The sequence below is a fragment of the Streptosporangium heterodermiicola genome (assembly GCF_051390675.1).
Classification (GTDB): domain Bacteria; phylum Actinomycetota; class Actinomycetes; order Streptosporangiales; family Streptosporangiaceae; genus Streptosporangium.
This window is the reverse complement of record NZ_JBPJSR010000001.1, coordinates 103,492-128,853: the sequence shown is the minus strand read 5'-3', so window position 1 is coordinate 128,853 and position 25,362 is coordinate 103,492. Positions and strand designations below refer to the sequence as shown.

Below are 25,362 nucleotides of genomic sequence, written 5' to 3'. Positions count from 1 at the left end.
GCAGGCCACCGCTCGATGATTACGCTTCGCCTCATGGACACCGAATGGACGAACACGGAGGGTAAGGGAGTCGACGAGATCGTCAGGCTTGACTCGGTACGCAAGACCTACCGGAGCGGGACGGGCGCCGTCGTCGCGCTGGGCGGTGTGACGATCGGCTGCCCGCGCGGCAGTCTCACCGCGATCATCGGGCCGTCCGGGTCGGGCAAGAGCACGCTGTTGCAGTGCGCGGCCGGTCTCGACCGGCCCACCTCGGGAACGGTCCTCCTGGGCGGCGAGGAGCTCAACGGGCTCGACGAGGCGGCGTTGCTCAGGCTGCGCCGCGACCGGATCGGTTTCATCTTCCAGACGTTCAACCTGCTTCCCGCCCTGGACGTGGAGGAGAACGTCACCCTGCCCCTCACCCTCGCGGGCCGGACGGCCGACCCCTCGCTGCTCGTCGACGTGATGCGCAGGGTGGGGCTCGTCGACTACATGCGCCACCGGCCCTTCGAGCTGTCCGCCGGCCAGCGCCAGCGGGTCGCCGTCGCCCGCGCCCTGGTCGCCCGCCGTGAGGTGATCTTCGCCGACGAGCCGACCGGGGGGCTGGACGCCCGCGCCGCCGACGAGGTGCTCGGCCTGCTCCAGGAGGCGGTGCGCGAGAGCGGGCAGACGGTCCTGATGGCCAGCCACGACCCCCTCGTCGCCTCCTACGCCGACCGCGTCGTCTTCCTCTCCGGCGGGCGTGTCGTCGACGAGCTGGACCTCCCGGTGGACAGGGCGGTGATCCAGCGGATGACCTACCTCGGCATCTGGGACAGGCCGCCCGGCACCGACGGGGGGAACGCGAGCTGATGTGGCGCCTCGCCCTGCGCACGCTGGCCTTCCGCAAGGACGCCTTCGCCGCGCTGTTCACCGCGATGTTCCTCGGCGCCGTGATCATCTCGGCGGCGGGGGCGCTGATGGAGACCGGTGTGCGCGAGGTGGTGCCGCCCCAGCGCCTGGCCGGGGCCCCGATCGTGATAGCCGGAGACCCCTCCTACGCGCTACCCAAGGCCGACCCCCGTGACGACGACACCGACTGGACGCGCCTGACCGAGCGCGTACGTCTCGGCACCGGCCTGCTCGACACGGTGCGGGCCGTTCCCGGGGTGGGCCAGGTCATCGGCGACCTGTCGTTCCCCGTCGCCGTCCTGCGGGGGGAGCGGCCCGCCGGCACCGGGCACGACTGGAGCTCCGCCGTGCTCGCGCCGTACGAGCTGAGGGCGGGCACGGCACCGGCCGGGCCGGGCGACGTGGTGCTCGACTCCGTGCTCGCGGGGCGTTCCGGCGCGCGGCCTGGCGACCGCGTCGAGGTCGCGGTCGGCGGCGTCGCGGAGACCTACCGGGTGACCGGTGTCGCCGCGCCCGCGGGCGGCCGGGTGGTCGCCGGGGCCGCGATGTTCTTCTCCGCGCCCGACGCGCGGCGGCTGGCGGGCCACCCGGGCACGGTCGACGCCGCCGCCGTCCTGCCCGCGCCGGGGACCGGCGCCGGGGCGCTCAGGCCGCGCGTCCAGGCCGCGCTGCGCGGCCAGGCCGCGGTGGTCCTGACCGGGGACGACCGCGGGGTCGCCGAGTTCCCGAGCGGAAGGGAGGGCGGCGAGAACCTCGTCGTCATCTCCGGGGTGACCGCCGGGATGACGCTCATGGTCACCGTGCTCGTCGTGGCGGGCACCCTGCGCATGTCGATCGGGCACCGCAGGCGGGAGATGGCGCTGCTGAGGGCGATGGGCACGCCCCCGGCGCGGATCCGCCGCATGGTGTTCGGCGAGGCGATGACGGTCTCGGCGGTCGCCGTCGTGCCGGGCTGCCTGGTCGGCCCCTATCTCGGCCACCGGCTGTTCCTGCGGCTGGTCGACGACGGGGTGGTCCCCGGGGTGATGCCGTTCCAGCAGGGCTGGATCCCCGTCCTGGCCACCGCCGTCACCTGCCTGCTCGCCGCCGCGGCCGCGACGTTCCTCCCGGCCAGGCGGGCGTCGCTCGTCCCGGCCGTCGACAGGCCCGCGGACGCCGTGCCCCAGGGGCGCAGGCTCGGCCCGGTCCGGTCGGCGGTCGCCCTGCTCTGCCTCGGCGGGGGCGCCGCGCTCGCCGTCTCGGCGGCGGTGACGCCCCGCCCGCCCGCGGTGAGCGCCGTCTTCCTCGCCGTGTTCACCCTGGCCGTGGGGCTGACCCTGGCCGCCCCCCTCATGACGAGCGTGATGACCGAGGTGCTCCGCCACCCCGTACGCGCGGTCTTCGGCCAGATGGGGCACCTCGCGATCCTCAACGCCAGGGCGCGGACCGTCCGGGTGGCCGCCGCGACCACGCCCATCATGCTCATCACCGGGATCGCCCTGTCCAACGTCTACCTGCAGACGACCCCCGCCGACGCGGCCGAGCGCGCGTACGTCAGCAGCCTGCGCGCCGACGCCGTGCTCACCGCGGAGTCCGGCGGGCTGGCCGCCGGGCTGCTCGACCGGGTCCGGTCGATGCCCGGCGTCGCGGGGGCGTCGGAGTTCGTCACCGGCACCGCGTTCCTGGAGAGCCCCTACGACGCCTGGCAGAGCGAGGACGGCTGGCCGGTCCAGGGGGTCACCGCGGAGGCCGCCGGGCTCGTCACGGCGTTCAGGCTCACCGCCGGCACGCTCGCGGAGCTGCGCGGCGACACCGTCGCGCTGGCCGAGGGGCACGCCAGGCAGCTCGGCCGGGGTCTCGGCGACACGGTCGGGATGCGCCTGGGCGACGGGCGCGTGGTCGGCCTCAGGGTGGTCGCGCTGCTCGCGGCGAAACCGGGCGCCGAGACGATCCTGATGCCCGCGCGGCTGCTGGCGGCGCACACCACGGCAGGCCTGCCGCCCCAGATCCTCGTGCGCTCGGCCTCCGCCGCCGACGTCCCCCGGGTGACCGCCGCGCTGGCCGGGTCGGTCAGGGCCGTGCCGGGGCTGCGGGTGACCGACGCCGGCGTGCTGTCCTCGGTGGGCACCGAGCGGCAGCGGACGCGGGGGTGGGTCGACTGCCTGTTCACCGGGATCACGCTCGCCTTCGTCGTGATCTCGGTGATCAGCACCCAGGCGGCCGGCGCGGCGCGGCGGCGCAGGGAGTTCGGGCTGCAGCGGCTCGTCGGCTCCAGCCGGGGGCAGGTCCTGCGGATGATGGGCATCGAGGGCGTCCTGGTCGCCGTCATCGGCGTCGTGCTCGGCACGGTGGTCTTCGTGCCCGCCCTGCTGCCCTTCACCATCGCCGTCAGCGGCTCCCCGCTGCCCTCGGGGCCGGTGTGGCTCTACGTCATCGTGGTCTGCTCCGCGGGACTGTCGGCGCTCATGGGAGCCCTGTCGCCCGCCTGGGTCGCCACCCGCTCGCGGCCCGTGGTGGCCGTCCGTCCCGCCGACCCGTAGGGGGAGACCCCTTCCGCGCCGGGGCGCCTCCCCAGAGGGGGCGCCCCGGCGCGTTTTCGCGCGCCCCCACACCCCCTGACCTGGCCGTGCCGCCCCGGCGGCGGCGCCGCCGCGGGGCCGGTCCCGGCCTTTCCTCAGGGGAGGCTGAGGGGTGCGCTAGGGGTCGGTTTCACCGTAGGGGCGTAGGTAGCGTGCTCATTGATTCAGCGTGGAAAACGGTGGACGGAAACGGACGGATCAGCTTCTCCGCCCATGACGGACGGACCAGCTTTCCCGGCCGTGACGGACGGGCCTGCTTCTCCGGCCGTTCCGGAAACCGTGAAACGCCGCCGCGAGGTACGAGAGCGAGTCCGCCGGCCCCGCGGCAGGCATCTGATAGATCGTGCCGCTTGATCATTCGGAGGAAGTCTTCATGCGTGTCCTGTTCACCATGCACGCCGCCGCCGCCCATCTCTTCCTCGTGGTGCCCATCGCGTGGGCGATGAAGGCGGCGGGTCACGAGGTCGTCGTCGCCGTCCAGCCGGACATCGTCGACGACGTGACCAGGACCGGCCTGACCGCGGTGCCGGTGGGGGAGCCGTCCAACATCGCCGAGCGGCTGGCGAGCATCCCCGCCGACCAGCAGATCTTCGGCTCCGGCTACGACATCGCCGAGGAGCGGCCCGAGGTCCTCACCTACGAGTACGTGCGCGACTGCACGGCCGCCTTCGCCTCCCCCCTGGCACTGGACCTCATCACCGACGACTCCATGTACGACGACATGGTCGCCTTCTGCCGGGAGTGGCGGCCCGACCTGGTGGTCTGGGACTCGATCACCTTCCCGGGGCCGGTCGCGGCCCTCGCCTGCGGCGCCGCGCAGGTCCGCTCGACCTTCGGCAGGGACCACTGGGGGCGGATGCGCTCGCTGTTCCTGCGGATGAGGGCGGAGCGGCCCGAGGCAGGCGACGAGGACCCGGTGGCCGACTGGGTCACCGCCAAACTGGCCAGGTACGGCTGCGCGTTCGACGAGGACGTCATCCTGGGCCAGGCCACCATCGACTCGATGCCGGTCTGGACGCGCTTCCCCGTCGAGCACGACTACCTGCCCGTCCGCTACGTCCCCTACAACGGCCCGGCCGTCGTCCCCGACTGGCTGCGGGCGAAGGCCCCCGGGCGGCCCAGGGTCTGCTTCACCCTCGGGGTGTCCGGCCGCGACATGTGGGGCGGGAACGGCAGCATCGGGGCCGCCGACCTGTTCGAGGCCGTCGCCGACCTCGACGTCGAGGTGGTCGCGACCCTGAACGCCGACCAGCTCGACCCGGACCTGAAGGTGCCCGACAACGTGAGGATCGTCGACTACGTCCCGCTCAACTCGCTGCTGCCCACCTGCTCGGCGATCGTCCACCACGGTGGCACCGGGACGTTCGGCACCTCGATGGCGCACGGCGTGCCGCAGCTCGTCGTCCCCGCGAAGCTCTACGACGAGGGCGGCATGGCCAAGCAGCTGGCCGAGGAGGGCGCCGGCCTGGTCGTCCAGCCCGAGGACCTCTCGACGCGGACGCTCAGGGAGAACCTCCAGAGGCTGCTCGGGGAGCCGTCGTTCCGGGAGAACGCCGCCCGGATCAGGCGGGTGGCCGAGGCCACCCCGACGCCGCACGACCTCGTGGGCGACCTGGAGGAACTGGTCGCCCGCCACCGGGCGGGGACCGGCTCGCCCGCCGCGGCCGGCTGAACCTCCCTTCCCGCGCGACGCCGGTTACCGGCATGCCGAACACGGGCCGCCCCACGACGGGGGCGCCCGTGCCCATATCGCCTCAGTCCGCGGTGCGCGACGCGACCGGACGAGGCCCCCGAACGGTCTGACAGGGGTGACGTGGTGGAGAACGAAGGCAAACTTCTCGACTATCTGCGGCGGGCGACCGCCGACCTGCGGGAGGTCCGTCAGAGGCTGAAGGACGCCGAGCGCAGGGAGACCGAGCCCATCGCCGTCGTCGGGATGAGCTGCCGGTTCCCCGGCGGCGCCGACACCCCGGAGGCGCTGTGGCGGCTGCTGGCCGAGGGCGGTGACGCCATCTCGTCCTTCCCCGACGACCGGGGCTGGGACGTCGAGGACCTCTACGACCCCGACCCCGACCGTCCGGGCAAGAGCTACACGCGCTCCGGCGGCTTCCTGCACGACGCCGCGCGGTTCGACCCGGCCTTCTTCGGGATCAGCCCCCGCGAGGCCGTGGCGATGGACCCGCAGCAGCGGCTGCTGCTGGAGACCGCGTGGGAGGCCTTCGAGGACGCGGGCATCGACCCGGTGTCCGCGCGGGGCACCGCCGTCGGCGTCTACACCGGCGTCATCTACCACGACTACGGCTCCCGGGCCAGGGTCGTCCCCGACGACCTCGGCGGCTACATCGGCAACGGCAGCGACGGCAGCGTCGCCTCCGGGCGGGTGGCCTACGTCCTGGGCCTGGAGGGCCCCGCGGTCTCGGTGGACACCGCGTGCTCCTCGTCCCTGGTCGCGCTCCACCTGGGGATCCAGGCGCTGCGCCAGGGAGAGTGCGCGATGGTCCTGGCCGGGGGAGTGACGGTGATGTCCACCCCGAACACCTTCGTCGAGTTCAGCCGCCAGCGCGGCCTGTCCGCGGACGGCCGGTGCAAGGCCTTCGCCGCCGCCGCGGACGGCACCGGCTGGGGCGAGGGCGCGGGCATGCTCCTGCTGGAACGCCTCTCCGACGCCCGGCGCGCGGGACACCCCGTGCTGGCCGTCATCCGCGGCTCGGCGATCAACCAGGACGGCGCGAGCAGCGGGCTGACCGCGCCGAACGGCCCCGCGCAGCAGCGGGTCATCCGCCAGGCCCTGGCCAACGCGCGCCTGTCCGCCGCCCAGGTCGACGCGGTCGAGGCGCACGGCACCGGCACCGGCCTGGGCGACCCGATCGAGGCCCAGGCGCTGCTGGCCACGTACGGTCGGGAACGCCCCGAGGGCAGGCCGCTGCGGCTGGGCTCGATCAAGTCGAACATCGGCCACACCCAGGGCGCCGCGGGCGTCGCCGGTGTGATCAAGATGGTGCTGGCGATGCGGCACGGCGTGCTGCCCCGCACCCTGCACGTGGACGAGCCCTCCCCGCACGTCGACTGGTCGGCCGGGGACGTCGAGCTGCTCACCGCCGCCGAGCCCTGGGAGGCCGGTGGCGCCCCGCGCAGGGCCGGTGTCTCCTCCTTCGGCGTCAGCGGCACCAACGCGCACGTCATCCTGGAGGAGGCCCCGCCACCCGCGCCGGAGAGCGCTGACGACGAGGACGGCGTTCTCGGCGCCTTCGGCGGAGGCTCCGCGCCGGTGGTGCCCTGGGTGATCTCCGGCAAGGGCGAGGAGGCGCTGCGGGCCCAGGCCGGACGCCTCGCGGCCCACGTGGACGCGGACGCCGGGCTGTCGCCCGTCGACGTCGGCCACGCCGCCGTCGCCTCCCGTACGGCCTTCCCGCACCGCGCCGTGGTGGTCGGCGCCGACCGCGACGAGCTGCTCGCGGGCGTGCGCGCCGTCGCCGCGGACGAGGTCGCGCCGAACGTCGTACGCGGCGTCGCGACCCCCGGCCCGAGGGTGGTGTTCGTCTTCCCCGGGCAGGGAGCGGCGTGGGCGGGCATGGCCGTCGAGCTGATGGACTCCTCCCCGGTGTTCGCCGCCCGGATGGCCGAGTGCGCCGACGCGCTGGCGACGTTCGTCGACTGGAAGCTCGTGGAGGTGCTGCGCGGCGAGCCCGGCGCGCCGCCGCTCGGACGGGTGGACGTGGTCCAGCCCGCGCTGTGGGCCGTCATGGTCTCGGTGGCCGAGCTGTGGCGCTCGTACGGTGTCGAGCCCGACGCCGTCGTCGGCCACTCGCAGGGCGAGGTCGCCGCCGCCTGCGTGGCGGGCGCGCTGTCGCTGGAGGACGGCGCCCGGGTGGTCGCGCTGCGCAGCCTCGCCATCGGCGAGGAGCTGTCCGGCCAGGGGGAGATGATGGCGGTCGCGCTCCCGGCCGACCGGATGCGGGAACGGCTCACCCCCTGGGGAGACCGGATCGCGGTGGCCGTGGTGAACGGCCCCGGCTCCGTGGTGCTCGCCGGTGAGACGGAGGCCCTGGACGAGCTGCTGGAGCAGCTGGTGGCCGAGGGCGTCCGCGCCAGGAAGATCCCCGTCGACTACCCGTCGCACTCGGCGTACGTGGAGCCGCTCAGGGAGCGGATCCTGGCCGACCTGGAGGGCGTCGCGCCCCGGTCGGTCGAGGTGCCCTTCTACTCCACGGTGACCGGCGAGCCGGTCGACACCGCGGGGCTGGACGCCGGTTACTGGTACACCAACCTCAGGCGGCAGGTGCGCTTCGACGAGGCCACCCGCGCGCTGGTGCGGGAGGGGTACGGGCTGTTCGTCGAGATCGGCCCGCACCCGGTGCTCACCGTGGGCGTCCAGGAGACCGTGGAGGCCGCGGGCGGCACCGCGGTCGCCGTCGGCTCCCTGCGCCGCGACGACGGCGGGATGAACCGGTTCGTCACCTCGATGGCCGAGGCGTACGCGCACGGGGCGCCGGTGGACTGGGAGTCGCTGTTCGCCCCCCACGGCCCCCGGCCGGTGAAGCTTCCCACGTACGCCTTCCAGCGCGAGCGCTACTGGCTGGACGCCACCGACGCGGTCGACCTGGCGTCCACCGGCCTGACCGCGGCCGGTCACCCGCTGCTCGGCGCGGCGGTGACGCTGGCGGGCACCGGCGCGGTCCTGCTGACCGGGCGGCTGTCGACGCGCTCGCACCCGTGGCTCGCCGACCACGCCGTGGCGGGCACGGTGCTGCTGCCGGGCACGGCGTTCGTGGAGCTGGCGGTGCGCGCCGGTGACCAGGTGGGATGCGGGACGGTGGACGAGCTGACGCTGGAGGCGCCGCTGGTGCTGACGGGCGGCGGCGGTGTCCAGGTGCAGGTGTCGGTGGGCGCCCCGGACGAGACGGGCAGACGCCCGGTCGCCGTCCACTCCCGGCCGGAGAACGCGTCCGGGGACGCCGGGGACCTCGGGGACGACACGGACGAGCCCTGGACCCGGCACGCGACCGGCTTCCTCGTCGCCGAGCTCGCCGGGGTCGCCGGGCTTCCCGCCGAACCCTTCGACCTGGCCGCGTGGCCCCCCGCCGGTACGACGGCGGTGGACCTGGACGGCCTGTACGAGAGGCTGGCGGCCCAGGGGTACGAGTACGGCCCGGTTTTCCAGGGGTTGCGGGCGGCCTGGCGGCGCGGCGACGAGGTCTTCGCCGAGGTCTCCCTGCCCGAGGACGCGCGCAGGGAGGCCGGGAGGTTCGGCCTGCACCCGGCGCTGCTGGACGCCGCCCTGCACGCCGAGTCGCTGCTGGACACCGGATCCGGCGAGGTGAGCCTGCCGTTCGCCTGGACCGGGGTCTCCCTGCACGCCGAGGGCGCCGCCGCGCTGCGGGTGCACCTGTCGTCCACCGGCGCCGACACGGTCTCGCTCCGGCTGGCGGACGTCTCGGGGAGCCCGGTGGCCTCCGTGGAGTCCCTGCTGTCACGCCCCCTCCCGGCGAACCGGCTGCCCACCGCGGCCGACACCCGCCGCGACTCGCTGTACCGCGTGGACTGGACGGCGCTGCCGGCCGCCGAGATCCCCGCCGGGCACCGGTACGCGGTGCTGGGCGCCGACGGGACCGGGCTGGCCGACGCCCTGCGCGCGGCCGGCGCGGTGGCCGAGGGGTTCGAGGACCTGGCGGCGCTGGCGGATTCGGCTGTGGTGCCCGACCTGGTGTTCGTCCCCTTCGCGCCGCTCGACGACGAGGATGTCGTGTCCGGGGCGCGGACGGCGACGCATAGGGCGTTGTCGGTGGTGCGGGAGTGGCTGGACGGGGAGCGGTTCGGGTCGGCGCGGCTCGTCGTGGTGACCCGGGGCGCGGCCTCCGTGCACGGCGGTGACGTCACCGACCTGGCGGGCGCCACGGCCCTCGGCCTGCTGCGCGCCGCCCAGGCGGAGAACCCCGGCCGCCTCCTGCTCGTCGACCTCGACGAGGGCGCCGGGGACGCGGGCGCCGCGCTGCTCGCAGCGACGACCGCGGACGAGCCGCAGACGGCCGTACGGGAGGGGAAGGTGTGGGCGCCGCGCCTGGCGCGGGCCGCGTCCGGTGGCGGGCTGGTGCCTCCGGCGGGGGTGGCCGAGTGGCGGCTGGACGCGCCGGTCAAGGGAAGCCTGGCGGACCTGGCGCTGGTCCCGCACCCCGCCTCCGGCAGGGAGCTGGAGCCCGGCGAGGTGCGGATCTCCGTCCGCGCCGCCGGGATGAACTTCCGCGACGTCGTCGTGGCGCTCGGCATGGTGCCCGAGCGCGACGTGCCGATGGGAGGCGAGGGCTCCGGCGTGGTGCTGGAGGTCGGTTCCGGGGTGGACGACCTGGCTCCGGGTGACCGGGTGTTCGGCCTGCTGGACGGGGCGTTCGGCCCGGTCGGGGTGACCGACAGGCGGCTGCTGGCGCCGATCCCGGAGGGCTGGACCTTCGAGCGGGCCGCGTCCGTGCCCGGCGTGTTCCTCACCGCCTACCACGGTCTGAGGCACGTGGCCCGCCTCCAGCCCGGCGAGTCGGTGCTGGTGCACGCCGGTGCCGGTGGGGTGGGCATGGCGGCGGTGCAGCTGGCCCGGCATCTCGGGGCGGAGGTGTTCGCGACGGCGAGCCCGGCCAAGTGGGAGGTGCTGCGGTCGCTGGGCCTGGACGACGAGCACATCTCCTCCTCCCGCGACCTGGACTTCGAGGGGTACTTCCTGCGGGCCACGAACGGCCGGGGCGTGGACGTGGTGCTGAACTCGCTGGCCCGCGAGTTCGTGGACGCCTCCCTGCGCCTGCTGCCCAGGGGCGGCCGGTTCGTGGAGATGGGCAAGACCGACATCCGCGACGCCGCCGCGACCGGCGAGGCGTACCCCGGGGTCGAGTACGCGGCCTTCGACCTGATCGACTCCGGCCCCGGCCACATCCGGCGGATGCTGGAGGAGATGCTCGACCTGTTCGGGCGCGGAGTGGTCAGGCCGTTGCCGGTGCGGTCGTGGGACGTGCGCCGGGCGCCGGAGGCGTTCCGGTTCCTGTCGCAGGCGCGGCACGTGGGCAAGATCGTGTTGACGATGCCGCAGGTGTTCGGCGCGGACGGCACGGTGCTGGTGACCGGTGGTACGGGCACGCTGGGTGGTTTGGTGGCCCGTCATCTGGCGGGTGCGCATGGGGTGCGTCATCTGGTGCTGACCAGCCGCCGGGGCCGGGAGGCCGAGGGGGTGGCGGAGCTGGAGGCCGAGCTGAACGCGCTCGGCGCGCGGGTGACGGTGGCCGCGTGCGACGTGGCCGACCGGACGGCACTGGCCGCGCTGCTGGCGCAGATCCCGGCCGACCGCCCGCTGACCGGAGTCGTCCACACCGCCGGAATCCTCGACGACGGCGTCATCGAGACGCTCACCCCGGAGCGGGTGGACGCGGTGCTGCGGCCCAAGGTGGACGCGGCGTGGAACCTGCACGAACTCACCCGCGACCTCGACCTGTCCGCGTTCGTCATGTTCTCGTCGGCCGCGGCCGTGCTGGACGGGGCGGGCCAGGGCAGCTACGCCGCCGCCAACGCGTTCCTCGACGCGCTGGCCGCGCACCGCAGGGCCCACGGCCTGGCCGGGCTCTCGCTGGCCTGGGGCTTCTGGAACCAGCGCAGCGGCATGACCGGCCACCTCGCCGACGCCGACGTGGAGCGGATGGCCCGCTCAGGACTGGTCGGCCTGTCGTCGGAGGAGGGGCTCGCGCTGTTCGACGCCGCCGCCGCCGTCGACGAGGCCCTGCTGGTGCCGATCCACCTCGACCTCGCCGCCCTGCGCGGCGCGAACGGCATGCGGTCGGCGCTCCTGCGCGGCCTCGTCCGTACCCCCGCCCGCCGGGTCGTCAGGGCCGCGGGAGGCGCCGCCCCCACCGCGTCCGGGCTCGAACAGCGCCTGGCGGGGCTGTCAGGGGAGGAGCAGCTGGCCGCGCTCGTCAAGATCGTCTGTGCCGAGGCCGCCGGGGTGCTCGGGCACGCGAGCGTGGACTCGGTGGAACCCGAGCGGGCGTTCAAGGAGCTCGGCTTCGACTCGCTCACCGCCGTCGAGCTGCGCAACCGGCTCGGCACCGCGACCGGGCTGCGCCTGCCGACCACCCTCGTCTTCGACTACCCCACCCCGAGCGTTCTCGCCGAGCACATCAGGGACGAGATCGCCCCGCCCGCCGCCGACCCCTCCGCGTCCGTGCTCGCCGAGGTCGACCGGCTGGAGACCCTCCTGTACGCGGCGGGCGGCGGGGACCCCGTCAAGATCACAGCCCGGCTGCGGGCGCTGATCCGCAAGTGGGACGACACGCACGGCGGCCCGGCGGAGGCCGATTCCGCGCCCGAGCAGGACTTCGAGTCGGTCACCGACGACGAGCTCTTCGCGGTCCTCGACGGGGAACTCGGCACCTCCTGATGGCGCATCCCATGACGAATCCCTACTGCCCCGAGGCTGGTTGACGTCCGATGGCGAATGACGACAAGCTGCGTGACTACCTCAAGCGTGCCACCGCGGACCTGCAGCACGCACGACGCCGCCTGCGCGAGGCGGAGGCCAGGGACCGCGAGCCGATCGCGGTCGTGGCCATGAGCTGCCGCCTCCCCGGCGGGGTGAACAGCCCCGAGGAGCTCTGGCGGCTGGTCGCGGACGGCGAGGACGCCATGTCGGGCTTCCCCGGCGACCGGGGCTGGGACCTGGACCGGCTCTACCACCCCGACCCGGACACCCCCGGCACCACCTACGCCCGCGAGGGCGGGTTCGTCGCCGACGCCGGCGGTTTCGACGCGGGCTTCTTCGGGATGAGCCCCCGCGAGGCGCTGGCGTCCGACCCGCAGCAGCGGCTGCTGCTGGAGACCTCGTGGGAGCTGCTGGAGCGGGCCGGCATCGACCCCGCCGAGGTGAAGGGCAGCCGGACGGGCGTGTTCGTCGGCGCCGCCTCCAGCGGGTACGGCGTCGGCCAGGGCGCCTTCCCCGCCGGTGTCGAGGGTCACCTGCTGACGGGCACCTCCACCGCCGTCATGTCCGGCCGGATCTCCTACACCCTCGGTCTCGAGGGACCGGCGGTGACCGCCGACACCGCCTGCTCGTCCTCGCTGGTGACCCTGCACATGGCGTGCGAGTCCCTCCGGCGGGGCGAGTGCTCCATGGCCATCACCGGCGGCGTCACCATCATCTTCACTCCCGAGATCTTCGTGGAGTTCAGCCGCCAGCGCGGCCTCGCCCAGGACGGCCGGGTCAAGGCCTTCGCCGCCGCAGCCGACGGCACCGCCTTCTCCGAGGGGATCGGCCTGCTGCTGCTGGAACGCCTGTCGGACGCGCGCCGCAACGGCCACCCGGTGCTGGCGGTGGTGCGGGGCAGCGCGGTCAACCAGGACGGCGCCAGCAATGGCCTGTCGGCCCCGAACGGCCCCTCCCAGCAGCGGGTCATCCGCCAGGCACTGGCCAACTCCGAGCTGGTACCCGCCGACGTGGACGCCGTCGAGGCGCACGGCACCGGCACCATGCTCGGCGACCCGATCGAGGCCCAGGCCCTGCTCGCCACCTACGGCCAGGACCGCCCGGCCGACCGCCCCCTGTGGCTCGGCTCGGTGAAGTCGAACATCGGCCACACCCAGGCCGCCGCCGGGGTCGCGAGCGTCATCAAGGTCGTGATGGCCCTCCAGCGCGGCCTGCTGCCCAGGACCCTGCACGTCGACGAGCCCACCCCGCACGTCGACTGGTCGGCGGGCGCGGTGTCGTTGCTCACCGAGCCGGTCGAGTGGCCGGAGAACGGCCACCCGCGCCGGGCGGGAGTCTCCGGGTTCGGCATCAGCGGCACCAACGCCCACGTCATCATCGAGCAGGCCCCCGCCGACACCGACACCGAGGTCGAGGCCGACAGCGGCCTGCCCGCCCCGGCGACGGAGCTCGCCGGGGAGGTGCCGCTGCCGGTCGTGGTGTCGGCGCGCGGCGAGGAGGCGCTGCGGGCGCAGGCCTCCCGTCTGGCCGCGTTCCTGGAGGAGCGCGGGGACCTCGGGACGCTGGACGTCGCGTACTCGCTGGCCACCGGCAGGTCCGCCTTCGACCATCGTGCGGTGGTGGTGGGCGGGGATCGTGCGGGGGTGGTGCGTGGGTTGTCGGCTTTGGCCGGGGGTGATCCGGTGTCGGGTGTGGTGCGGGGCCGGGTGGGTGATGGCCGGTTGGCGGTGTTGTTCTCGGGTCAGGGTTCGCAGCGGGCGGGGATGGGCCGGGAGTTGTCCCGGTTGGTTCCGGGGTTCGCGGTGGTGGTGGAGGAGATCTGCGGCCACTTCGAGGGGTTGCTGGAGCGGCCGTTGGGTGAGGTGCTGTTCGCCGAGGCGGGCTCTGAGGCGGCGGCGTCGCTGGATCGCACGGCCTACACGCAGGCGGCGCTGTTCGCGGTGGAGGTGGCGCTGTTCCGGGTTTTGGAGGGGTGGGGGGTGCGGGCGGATTACCTGCTGGGGCACTCGATCGGGGAGTTGGTCGCGGCGCATGTGGCGGGGGTGTTGTCGCTGGGGGACGCGTGCGCTCTGGTGGCGGCGCGGGGCCGGTTGATGCAGGCGCTGCCCGAGGGCGGTTCCATGGTCGCCCTGCAGGCTGGCGAGGCCGAGGTGCTGGAGGTGCTGTCGTCCGTTGACGCCGGCGGGACCCGCGTCGGGATCGCCGCGTTGAACGGCCCGACGTCGGTGGTGGTGTCCGGTGATGAGGACGCGGTCACGGAGGTGGCGGAGCATTTCAGTGGTCTGGGGAGGAAGAGCCGTCGGCTTCGGGTGAGTCACGCGTTCCATTCGCCGCGGATGGAGGCGATGCTGGCGGACTTCCGGGCGGTGGCCGAGAGGGTGTCCTACGCTCCGGCGCGGGTCGCGGTGGTGTCCAACGTGACGGGTGCGTTGGCGGGGGAGGAGTTGGGGACGGCGGAGTATTGGGTGCGGCATGTGCGTCAGGCGGTGCGGTTCGCCGATGGGATCGCGGTGCTGGAGGCGGCGGGGGTGGGGACGTTCGTGGAGGCGGGTCCGGACGCGGTGTTGTCGGCGATGGGCCAGGAATGCCTCACCGGCGAGGCAGGGGCGGTGTTCGTGCCGATGTTGCGGCGTGACCGCAGTGAGGTGTCGGAGCTGGTCGCGGCGCTGGGCGCCCTGCACGCCCGAGGTGTGGCCGTCGATTGGGAGGCCTTCTTCACCGACGCGGCGGGCGCGGCGGGTGTGGAGGTGCCGCGCAGGGTGGAGCTGCCCACGTACGCCTTCCAGCACCACCACTACTGGCTGCACGTCCCCCGGTCCGGCGACCCGGAGTCCGTCGGCCTCGGCACCCCCGGCCACCCTCTCCTGGGCGCCGCCGTCGAGCTGCCCGACTCCGGCGGTCACCTGTTCACCGCCCGGCTCTCGGCCCGTACGCACCCGTGGCTCGCCGACCACGCGGTGGGCGAGACGGTGCTGTTCCCCGGCACCGGGCTCGTGGAGCTGGCCGTCCGCGCCGGGGACCAGGCGGGCTGCGCCAGGGTCGAGGAGCTCACCCTGGAGGCCCCGCTGGTCCTGACCGGCCAGGGCGGTGTCCAGGTGCAGGTCGTGGTCGGCGCCCCGGACGACTCGGGGGCCCGCGCGGTCAGCGTCTACGGGCGCGCCGAGGACCTCCCGGCCGACGAGCCGTGGACCCGGCACGCCACCGGTCTACTCGCCCTCTCAGAACTCGCGGCGGACTTCGACCTCGCCGAGTGGCCGCCGGCCGGCGCCGAGCCGGTGGAGACGGACGGCCTCTACGACCGGCTCGCCGGCCTCGGCCTCAACTACGGCCCGGCCTTCCGCGGCCTCACGGCGGCCTGGACGCGCGGCGACGAGGTGTTCGCCGAGATCGCGCTGCCCGAGGCCGTCGCCGCCGACGCCTTCCTGTTCGGCATCCACCCGGCGCTGCTGGACGCCGCGCTGCACGCCCTCGCCCTGAGCGACGCCTCGGCGGAGCACGCGGCGCTGCCGTTCACGTGGTCGGAGGTGGAGCTGCACGCCGCCGGGGCGTCCGGCCTGCGGGTGCGGGTGGTCCCGACGAGCGGCGACTCGCTGCGTCTGGAGGCGGCCGACCAGGCCGGGCGTCCGGTGGTGTCGATCGGCTCGCTCGTGCTGCGCCCGATCGGCTCCGGCGACCTCGCCGGTGCCCGCCCGGACGCCGAGCGCTCGCTGCACCGGGTGGAGTGGGTCCCGGCCGAGACCGGGACCGTACCGGCCGGGGAGTGGGCGCTGCTCGGCGGCGACGCCTCCGGCGCCGGGGCGGCGCTGCGCGCGGCCGGGATCTCCCCGGCGTCCTACGCGGGGATCGAGGAGCTGGTCGCGGCCCTCGACTCCGGTACGGCCGTCCCCGACGTCGTCCTCGTGACCCCTGAGACCGGCACCGATGTCGACGGCGACGCCGAGGTCGTGGCCGGGGCCGTACGCTCGGCCGTTCGGCGGGCGCTGGACCTGGCGCGGGCGTGGCTGGCGGACGACCGCCTCGACGGCTCCCGTCTGGTCTTCGTGACCAGGGGAGCGGTCTCCGCCGGGTCCGGCGAGACCGCCCGCGACGTCGCCGGGGCCGCCGTGTGGGGCCTGGTCCGTTCGGCCCAGGCGGAGAACCCCGGCCGGTTCGTCCTCGCCGACCTGGACGGTCACGCCGCGTCGGCCGGACGGCTCCCCGCCGCGCTCGCCACCGGCGAGCCGCAGGTGGCGCTGCGGGAGGGAGGGGCCGTGCTGGCCGCCAGGCTCGTCCGCGCGACCGGAGCCGCGCTGTCGCCGCCCGAGGGCGCCGCCTCCTGGCGGATGGACAGCAGGGACAAGGGCACCCTGGAGAACCTGACGTTCCTGGACGCGCCCGAGGCCGTCGCCCCGCTGGCGCCCGGACAGGTCAGGGTCGCGCTCCGTGCCGCCGGGGTGAACTTCCGGGACGTGCTCAACGCGCTCGGGATGTATCCGGGTGAGGCGGGAGCTATGGGCCTTGAGGGAGCCGGCCGGGTCGTGGAGGTCGGTTCCGGTGTCACCGCGTTCGCCGTGGGCGACCGGGTGATGGGCATGTTCGACGGCGGCGCGTTCGGCCCGCTGGCCGTCACCGACCACCGCCAGCTGGTCGCCGTACCCGGCGGCTGGACCTTCGCCCAGGCCGCGTCGACGCCGGTCGCCTTCCTCACCGCGTACTACGCGCTGGTGGACCTGGCGGGGCTGAAGGCGGGCGAGAAGGTGCTGATCCACGCCGCCGCGGGCGGGGTGGGCATGGCCGCCGCGCAGCTCGCCCGGCACTTCGGCGCCGAGGTCTACGGCACCGCGGGAACCGGCAAGTGGGACGTCCTGCGCTCCCTGGGCCTGGACGAGGCGCACATCTCCTCCTCGCGCACCCTGGACTTCGAGGGCGCCTTCCTCGCCTCGACCGGCGGGGGAGGGGTCGACGTGGTGCTCAACTCGCTGGCGGGCGACTTCGTCGACGCCTCGCTGCGGACGCTGCCGCGCGGCGGCCGGTTCGTGGAGATGGGCAAGACCGACCTCCGCACGCCCGAGGCCGTGGCCGCCGCGCACCCCGGTGTCCGCTACCGCGACTTCGACCTCGTCGAGGCCGGGTACGACCGGATCGGGGAGATGCTGCGCGCCCTCCTCGACCTGTTCGAGCGGGGGGAGATCCGGCCGCTGCCGGTGGCCGCCTGGGACATCCGCCGCGCCCCCGAGGCGTTCCGCTTCCTGTCGCAGGCCAGGCACGTCGGCAAGATCGCGCTGACCCTGCCCGTCCCGCTCGACCCGGACGGCACGGTCCTGGTGACCGGCGGCACCGGCGGCCTCGGCGGGCTCGTCGCCCGCCACCTCGTCACCGCCCACGGCGTCCGCAACCTCCTGCTCGCCGGACGCAGCGGTCCCGCCGCCGAGGGCGCGGAGCGGCTGCGGGCCGAGCTGACGGCCCTGGGCGCCGACGTGGAGATCGCCGCCTGCGACGTGGCCGACCGGACCGCCCTGGCGAAGCTGCTGGCCGGGGTGCCCGCCGAGCGCCCGCTCACCGCGGTGATCCACGCCGCGGGCGTCCTGGACGACGGGACGATCGCCTCCCTCACCCCCGACCGGGTGGACAGGGTGCTGCGCCCCAAGGCGGACGCCGCGTTGAACCTGGACGAGCTGACCCGCGACCTCGACCTGTCGTCCTTCGTGCTGTTCTCGTCGGTGGCCGGCACGCTCGGCAGCACCGGGCAGGGCAACTACGCCGCGGCGAACGCGTTCCTGGACGCGCTGGCCGGGCTGCGGCGCGCGCGGGGGCTGCCCGCGGTGTCGCTGGCCTGGGGCCCCTGGTCCCAGGTGGGCGGCATGCTGGGCACCCTCACCGACGCCGACGTCGGCCGGATGGCCCGCGACGGCATCGTGCCGCTGGTACCGGAGGAGGGCCTGGCGCTGCTCGACGCGGCCACCGGCAGGGCGGAGTCCGCGCTGGTGCCGATCCGCCTCGACGCCAAGGCGCTGGCGGCGCGGGGCGACCGGCTGCCGCCGCTGCTGCGGGGCGTGGTGCGCGCGCCCGCCCGCCGTACCGCGACGGGTGCCTCGGGCGGCCAGGGCGGCGCGGACCTGCTCACCAGGCTGGCCGCGCTCCCCGCCGCCGACCGCCACCGGATGCTGCTCGACCTGGTACGGGCGGAGGTCGCCGCCGTGCTCGGCCATGCCTCCGCCGACCAGGTGGAGGCCGACCGGGCCTTCGACGAGATGGGCTTCGACTCGCTCACCTCGGTCGAGCTGCGCAACCGGCTGAACGCCGCGACCGGCAGGCGGCTGCCCGCCACGCTGGTGTTCGACTACGCGAACCCGGCCGCCCTCGCCGACTACCTGCGCGCGGAGATGGCGCCGGACGAGGCGCCGACCGAGACGCAGGTACTGCAGGAACTCGACCGGCTGGGCCGGGTGCTCACCGAGATCACCCCGGACGAGGAGACGCGGTTCACGATCGCCACCCGTCTGGGAGGTCTGCTGGCCCAGTGGCGCGGCGACCGGCCGGAGCCGGACGCGAACGGCGCGGCCACCGGCGAGGGCGTGGAGTCGGCGAGCGCCGACGAGCTGTTCGCGCTGATCGACAAGGGGCTGTGAGTCCAGTGTTCCCGAATGTTCCCGCCGTGACGGACCCCGTGTTCCCGAGTGTCCTCTCCGTGATTGACAACTGTCTCTCCGACGAACGATCCCTCCGTGGTGTTCCTGCCGCGATGAACGGTCTCTCCGATGAACGGTCTCTCCGTGCCGTACGCCCCAGCGGTGGGCGCCCGGCTCGACGTGTGGGGAAGGTGACGTGACGTGGCGGACGAGCAGAAGCTCCTCGGCTATCTCCGGCGGGTGACCGCGGACCTCCAGCAGGCCCAGCAGCGGCTGCGCGAGGTGGAGGCCAAGGACCGCGAGCCGATCGCGGTCATCGCGGCGGGCTGCCGGTTCCCCGGGGGCGTACGCAGCCCCGAGGACCTGTGGCGGCTCGTCGCGGAGGGCCGCGACGGTGTCTCGGAGTTCCCCGGCGACCGGGGCTGGGACCTGGAGGCCCTGTACGACCCGGAGCTCACCCGGCCAGGGACCAGCTACACCCGCGAGGGCGGTTTCCTCTACGACGCCGGGGACTTCGACGCGGGCTCCTTCGGCATCTCCCCGCGCGAGGCGCTCGCCGCCGACCCCCAGCAGCGGTTGCTTCTTGAGGTGTCGTGGGAGGCCTTCGAACGGGCCGGCGTCGACCTGGCGTCGCTGAAGGGCAGCCAGACCGGCGTCTTCGTCGGCGCCTTCTCCAGCGGGTACGGCACCGGCCTGGACGCGCTGCCCGAGGGCGTGGAGGGCCACCTGCTGACCGGCAACTCCACCGCCGTGATCTCCGGGCGGGTCGCCTACGTGTTCGGGCTCAAGGGCCCGGCGGTCACCGTCGACACCGCGTGCTCGTCGTCCCTGGTGGCGCTGCACTGGGCGTGCGACTCGCTGCGGCGCGGGGAGAGCACGCTCGCCCTGGCCGGAGGGGTGACCGTGATGGCCACGCCCGAGACCTTCGTGGAGTTCAGCCGCCAGCGGGGCCTCGCGCGAGACGGCCGCTGCAAGGCGTTCTCCGACGACGCCGACGGCACCGGCTGGGGCGAGGGCGCGGGCATGCTGCTGCTGGAGCGGCTGTCCGACGCGCGCCGCAACGGCCACCCGATCCTCGGCGTCATCCGCGGCTCCGCGGTCAACCAGGACGGTGCCAGCAACGGCCTGTCCGCCCCGAACGGGGTGTCCCAGCAGCGGGTCATCCGCCGCGCGCTGGCCAACGCCGGTCTCGCCGCGTTCGACGTGGACGCCGTCGAGGCGCACGGCACCGGGACCACCCTCGGCGACCCGATCGAGGCGCAGGCCCTGCTGGCCGCGTACGGCAAGGACCGCCCAGAGGAGCGGCCGCTCTGGCTGGGCTCGATCAAGTCGAACATCGGTCACACCCAGGCCGCCGCCGGGGTCGCGGGCGTGATCAAGATGCTGATGGCGTTGCGCGAGGGCGTCCTGCCCAGCACCCTGCACGTGTCCGAGCCCTCCTCCCACGTGGACTGGTCGGCCGGGAACGTCCGGCTGCTGACCGAGTCCGTCGAGTGGCCGGACGACGCCGACCGGCCCCGCCGCGCGGGTGTCTCCTCCTTCGGCGTCAGCGGCACCAACGCCCACGTGATCGTCGAGCAGGCCCCCGTCCCCGACGCGTCGACCGGGGAGCTCGCGGAGGCCGCGCCGGCGCTCGCGCTGCCGCGGGTCGCGGCGGCGTGGGCCGTCTCCGCCAAGAGCGCGCCCGTCCTCCGCGCCCAGCTCGACCGGCTCCTCACCTACGCCGAGGAGCACCCGGGACGGCCGGTCGCCGACGTCGGCCTCGCCCTGGCCGCCGCGCGCACCGCCTTCCCGCACCGGGCCGTGGTCGTGGGACGCGACCGCGAGGAGCTGCTGGCCGGGGTGCGCGGGCTGGTCGCGGACGACGAGACCGCAGGCGCGGTCACCGGCGTGGCGGCCGGGACGCCGGGCAAGACGGTGTTCGTCTTCCCCGGCCAGGGCTCGCAGTGGGCCGGGATGGCCACCGAGCTGCTCGCCGCGTCCCCCGCCTTCGCCGCGCACGTCGCCGACTGCGAGCGGGCGCTGGCGCCGTTCGTGGACTGGTCGCTGTCCGGCGTGCTGCGCGGGGAGCCCGGCTCGCCCGCGCTGGACAGGGTGGACGTGATCCAGCCGGCGCTGTGGGCGGTCATGGTGTCGCTGGCCCGGCTCTGGAGCGGGTACGGGATCCGCCCCGACGCCGTGATCGGCCACTCCCAGGGCGAGATCGCCGCCGCCACGGTCGCCGGAGCGCTCTCCCTCGACGACGGCGCCCGCGTCGCCGCCCTGCGCAGCCGGGCCATCGGCGACGTGCTCGCGGGGCGCGGAGGCATGGTCTCCGTCGCGCTGCCCGTCGCGGAGCTGGCCCCGCGCCTGGAGTCCTGGCGGGACCGGATCTCCGTCGCGGCGGTCAACGGGGCCCGCTCGGTCGTGGTCTCCGGCACCCCGGACGCCCTCGACGAGCTGATCGACGAGCTGACCGCGGAGGGCGTCCGGGCCAGGAAGGTCCCCGTCGACTACGCCTCCCACTCCGCGCAGGTCGAGGAGCTGCACGAGCGCCTGCTGCGCGACCTCGGGCCGATCGAGCCCCGCGCGGGCGAGGTGCCGATGATCTCCACGGTGACCGGCGACTGGGTCGGCGACACCGCCCTCGACGCCGAGTACTGGTACACCAACCTGCGCCGCACCGTCGGCTTCGACGCCGCCGTCCGCGCGCTCGCCGCGCAGGGGTACGGCGTGTTCGTCGAGACCAGCCCGCACCCGGTGCTCACCATGAGCCTGCAGGAGACCTTCGACGCGCTCGGCCACGACGCCGTCGTCACCGGCACCCTGCGCCGCGACGACGGCGGGCTGCCCAGGCTCCTGGCCTCCGCCGCCGAGCTGCACGTCCGGGGCGCCACCGTCGACTGGTCGGGCCTGTACGCCGGGGCCGCCCCGGTGGACCTGCCGACCTACGCCTTCCAGCGGCGGCGCTACTGGCTGGAGTCCGCGCCGGTCGCGCAGGCCCCGGCCGCCGACCCGGTGGACACCGCCTTCTGGGAGGCGGTCGAGCACGGGAACGCGCTGAGCCTCGCCGGCGACCTGCGGGTCGCCCCCGGCGTCCTGGACGAGGTGCTGCCCGCGCTGTCCTCCTGGCGGCGGCGCACGCGGGAGCGCGCCACGATCGACTCCTGGCGCTACCGGGTGGCCTGGCGGCCGGTCGGCGACCCGGCGGGCGGCACGCTGACCGGCTCGTGGCTGGTCGCCCTGCCCGCCACGGGGGGCCCGGTGGACGCCGTCGTCGCGGGTCTCGCCCGGCACGGCGCCCGGGTGGTGCCCGTCGAGGTGGCCGGGCAGGACCGCGCCGCGCTCACCTCCGCGCTGCGCGACCGGCTCGCCGACGAGCCCGTGACCGGCGTGCTCTCCCTGCTGGCGCTGGACGAACGCCCCCACCCGGCGCACCCGGGACTCTCGTACGGCACGGCGGCGACCGTCACGCTCGTCCAGGCCCTGAACGACGCCGGCGTCACCGCCCCGCTGTGGGCCGTGACCTCCGGCGCGGTGGACACCGGCACCCCCGGGGCCTCCCCGGAAGCGGGACGTCCCGGGGACGCCGCCCCGTTCCAGGCGCAGGTCTGGGGGATCGGCACCGTCCTCGCCCTGGACCACCCGGACACCTGGGGCGGCCTCGTCGACCTGCCCCCCGCCCCGGACGAGCGGGCCGTCGACCGCCTCTGCGGCGTGCTGGCCGGGCCGGGCGGAGAGGAGCAGCTCGCGGTCAGGGAGAACGGCATCCTCGCCCGCCGGATGGTACGGGCGCCCCTCGGCGAGGCTCTTACCGGGAACCCCCCGGCTTCTCAGAACGCCACGGAGTCCGCAGAACCCACAGAACCCACAGAGGCCATGGAGTCCACGGGCTCCGACGCGGCTCCCGGCACGGTGGGTAAGAGCCGCGGCGCCGGTCCCGGCGGTGTCCGGCGGCTGGGCGGCACCGCGCTCGTCACCGGCGGCACCGGCGGGGTCGGCGCGCACGTGGCCCGCTGGCTGGCGGGCCGGGGCGTCGAGCACCTGCTCCTGACCAGCCGGCGCGGTCGCGCCGCCGCGGGCGCGGCCGAGCTGGAGGCCGAGCTCACGGCCCTGGGCGTCACGGTCACGATCGCCGCGTGCGACGTCGCCGACCGCGAGGACCTGCGCCGCCTGCTGGACTCGCTGCCCGAGCGGTACCCGCTCCGCGCGGTGGTCCACGCGGCCGGCGTCGTCCAGGACGGCGCGCCGCTGGCCGGCACCACGGTCGAGGAGTTCGCCGAGGTCGGGCTGGCCAAGGTCGCGGGCGCCCGGCACCTGGACGAGCTGCTGGGCGACCGCCCGCTGGACCTGTTCGCGCTGTTCTCCTCGGGGGCCGCCGTCTGGGGCCAGGGGGGACAGGCGGCGTACGCCGCGGCGAACGCGTTCCTGGACGCGCTGGCCGCGCGGCGCCGCGCGCGAGGACTGGCGGCCACCTGCGTCGCCTGGGGCGCCTGGGGCGGCGGCGGCATGGTGGACGACGAGGTCGGCTCCCGGCTGCGCCGCCTCGGCGTGCGGGCCATGGACCCCTCCGCCGCCACGGCCGCGCTCGGCCAGGCCCTCGACCACGACGAGTCCCACCTGGTGGTGGCCGACATCGACTGGAGCCGGTTCGCCCCCGCGTACACCCTCTCCAGGTCCCGCCCGCTGCTGCGCGCCCTTCCCGAGGTCACCGCGATCCTCGACGGCGGCGGCCGCGACGACGACGAGGAGGAGGGCGGCGGGGCGCCGCTGGTGGCCAGGCTCGCCGGGCTTCCCGAGGAGGAGAGGCTGGACGTGCTGCGCGAGGCGGTGCGGGTGCACGCCGCCAGGGCGCTCGGCCACCCCGGCCCCGAGGCGATCGACGCGCACCAGAACTTCCTGGAGGCGGGCTTCGACTCGCTGACCTCCATGGAGCTGCGCAACGGCCTCGTCAAGGCGACCGGGCTGCGGATGCCCGCGACGGTGGTATTCGACTATCCCAACCCCTCCGACCTGGCGAAACACCTCCTGGGCGAGCTGGCGGCCCGCCTGGGCGGCGGCGGTGACGGCGCGCAGGGCGGGGCCGACCCCTCGGAGACGCCCAGCGCGCTGTTCCACGAGGCCGCGAAGGCGGGCAAGATGCACGAGGCCATGGGTCTCCTGCGGGCGATGGCCGACCTGCGTCCCTCCTTCTCCTCTGTCGAGGAACTCGGCGAGGTCCCGCCGCCGGTCAAGCTGGCCTCCGGCCCCGGCGGGCCCTCACTGTTCTGCTTCAGCACCCCGATGGCGCTGGGCGGGGCGACCCAGTTCGCCCGGCTCGCGGCGAACTTCCGCGGCGTACGGGACCTCTTCGCGCTCACCGTGCCCGGCTTCGCGAAGGAGGAGAGACTTCCCGGCACGGTCGACGCCGCGGTACAGGTGTGGGCGGAGTCCGTACGCCGGGCCGCGGGGGACGAGCCGTTCGCGGTCCTCGGCTACTGCGCGGGCGGGATCTTCGCGCACTCCGCCGTCGGCTACCTGGAGAGCGTCGGCGTCAACCCGGTGGGACTGATCCTGCTGGACACCTTCATGCCCGACGACAAGGTCATCGACGACATCGGCATGCAGCTCGTCCGGGGCATGTTCGACAGGGAGGCGTCGTTCGGCCCGTTCACCAGCGCGCGGCTGGCGGCGATGGGCCGCTACTACCGGCTGTTCCGCGAGAGCACGGTGGGGGAGGTGCGGGCGCCCATCCTGTTCCTGCACCCGGACACCCCGCTGACCGGCTTCGACGGCGAGGTGCCGGTCACCGACGACTGGCGCGCCTCCTGGCACACCGAGCACGTCCTCCGCGAGATCGAGGGTGACCACTACACCATGCTGGAGGACAGGTCTCCCTCGATGGCCCGCGCCATCGAGGGCTGGCTGGAGTCGCTGAAGTCACCGGGGTCGCCCGGATCGCCGGGGTCGCCGGGGTCGCCGGGATCGCTGCCCGGCGACCGCTGAGGACCGCCCGCCACCGGTGCCGGACTCATCCCCGGTCCGGCACCGGTGGCGGCGCACTCCCGAGCGGCGCATTCCCGAGCGGCGCATTCCCGAGCGGCGCATTCCCGAGCGGCGCATTCCCGAGCGGCGCACTCCCGAGCGGCGCTCTTCCGAGCGGCTCGCGAACCCCCGGCGCACCGGTCGCCGTCTCCCGCGCGCCGGTCTCCCGGACGCCGTACGTCCGGGGCGATCGGCGGGCGCGAAGGTGTCCTCAGCTCCGGCATGTCACGGAGGCGAACCTGAGGAATCTCGGGTTCCCGCCACCGGGAAGGCCGGCGGAGATCCGCACACAGGCGTTCCTCCCGGCGGCCGACCTGAGCGTCGCGACGAAATCGGCGGCTTCCCTCTCCACCAGTTTCCCGCAGCCGAATCTGGCGATCGCCGCGATCCTGGCCGCGCCGCACACCCGGTACGCGAGCAGGTCGGCGGACACGTTCACGGCACGTTCGGGATTGTTCGCCAGCCATTTCCCCGCCTGACGGGTGGCACCCCGGGGTACGACGAAATGGCAGACGTCGTTCCGGCAGTCCGGCGAGCCCAGGTCCAGCCCGGCGAGAGCGAGGGGCGCGGAGCCGCCGGCCAGCGCCGCCAGGGTCCGCGGACCGGCCGTGCCGTCCGGCCGCAGCCCGGAGGCCCTCTGGAAGGCCACCACGTTCGCCCTGGTACGCGGCCCGAACCTGCCGTCCACCTGCTGGTCCGAGTAGCCCCTGTCGCGCAGTTTCCGCTGGAGCATGCGCACGCAGTCCTTCCCGCCGACCGGGTCGGACTGGCCCGCCCGCAAGGGAGGGCAGGCACCCAGCCCGGCGTCGATCGGCGACCCGGGAGTGAGCCCCGAGCCCATGAGCAGAACGCCCAGAAGTGCGATTCCCAC

The 25,362-nt window shown here is 74.9% G+C and carries 7 protein-coding genes; 6 read left to right on the top strand and 1 reads right to left on the bottom strand.

Translation table 11 applies throughout. The annotated features are described in order from the left end of the window. Window positions 1–33: 33 nt before the first annotated feature. From ACSC1Q_RS00480 to ACSC1Q_RS00455, 6 genes are all read left to right on the top strand, one after another. Window positions 34–834 (top strand): ABC transporter ATP-binding protein, encoded by an 801-nt coding sequence (locus ACSC1Q_RS00480; protein ID WP_436756625.1) that lies wholly within the window; start codon window positions 34–36, stop codon window positions 832–834. Continuing rightward, a complete protein-coding gene (locus ACSC1Q_RS00475) occupies window positions 834–3,392 on the top strand; it encodes an ABC transporter permease (protein WP_436756624.1) in 2,559 nt (852 codons plus the stop codon). The genes ACSC1Q_RS00480 and ACSC1Q_RS00475 overlap by 1 nt, the downstream gene beginning before the upstream one ends. 412 nt (window positions 3,393–3,804) lie before the next feature. Next, complete coding sequence (locus ACSC1Q_RS00470; protein ID WP_436756623.1) at window positions 3,805–5,103, top strand: activator-dependent family glycosyltransferase; 1,299 nt, start codon at window positions 3,805–3,807, stop codon at window positions 5,101–5,103. A gap of 144 nt (window positions 5,104–5,247) precedes the next feature. Next, window positions 5,248–11,838, top strand: a complete 6,591-nt coding sequence (locus tag ACSC1Q_RS00465; protein ID WP_436756622.1) for an SDR family NAD(P)-dependent oxidoreductase — start codon at window positions 5,248–5,250, stop codon at window positions 11,836–11,838. Window positions 11,839–11,888: 50 nt separating this feature from the next. Next, complete coding sequence (locus tag ACSC1Q_RS00460) at window positions 11,889–18,488, top strand: type I polyketide synthase (protein WP_436756621.1); 6,600 nt, start codon at window positions 11,889–11,891, stop codon at window positions 18,486–18,488. 201 nt (window positions 18,489–18,689) lie between these two features. Next, on the top strand, window positions 18,690–24,452 hold the full coding sequence (locus tag ACSC1Q_RS00455) for an SDR family NAD(P)-dependent oxidoreductase (protein WP_436756620.1): 5,763 nt from the start codon (window positions 18,690–18,692) through the stop codon (window positions 24,450–24,452). Between the two features lie 250 nt (window positions 24,453–24,702). Here ACSC1Q_RS00455 and ACSC1Q_RS00450 read toward each other — a convergent pair whose 3' ends face one another. Then, window positions 24,703–25,362 (bottom strand): peptidoglycan-binding domain-containing protein, encoded by a 660-nt coding sequence (locus ACSC1Q_RS00450; RefSeq protein WP_436756619.1) that lies wholly within the window; start codon window positions 25,360–25,362, stop codon window positions 24,703–24,705.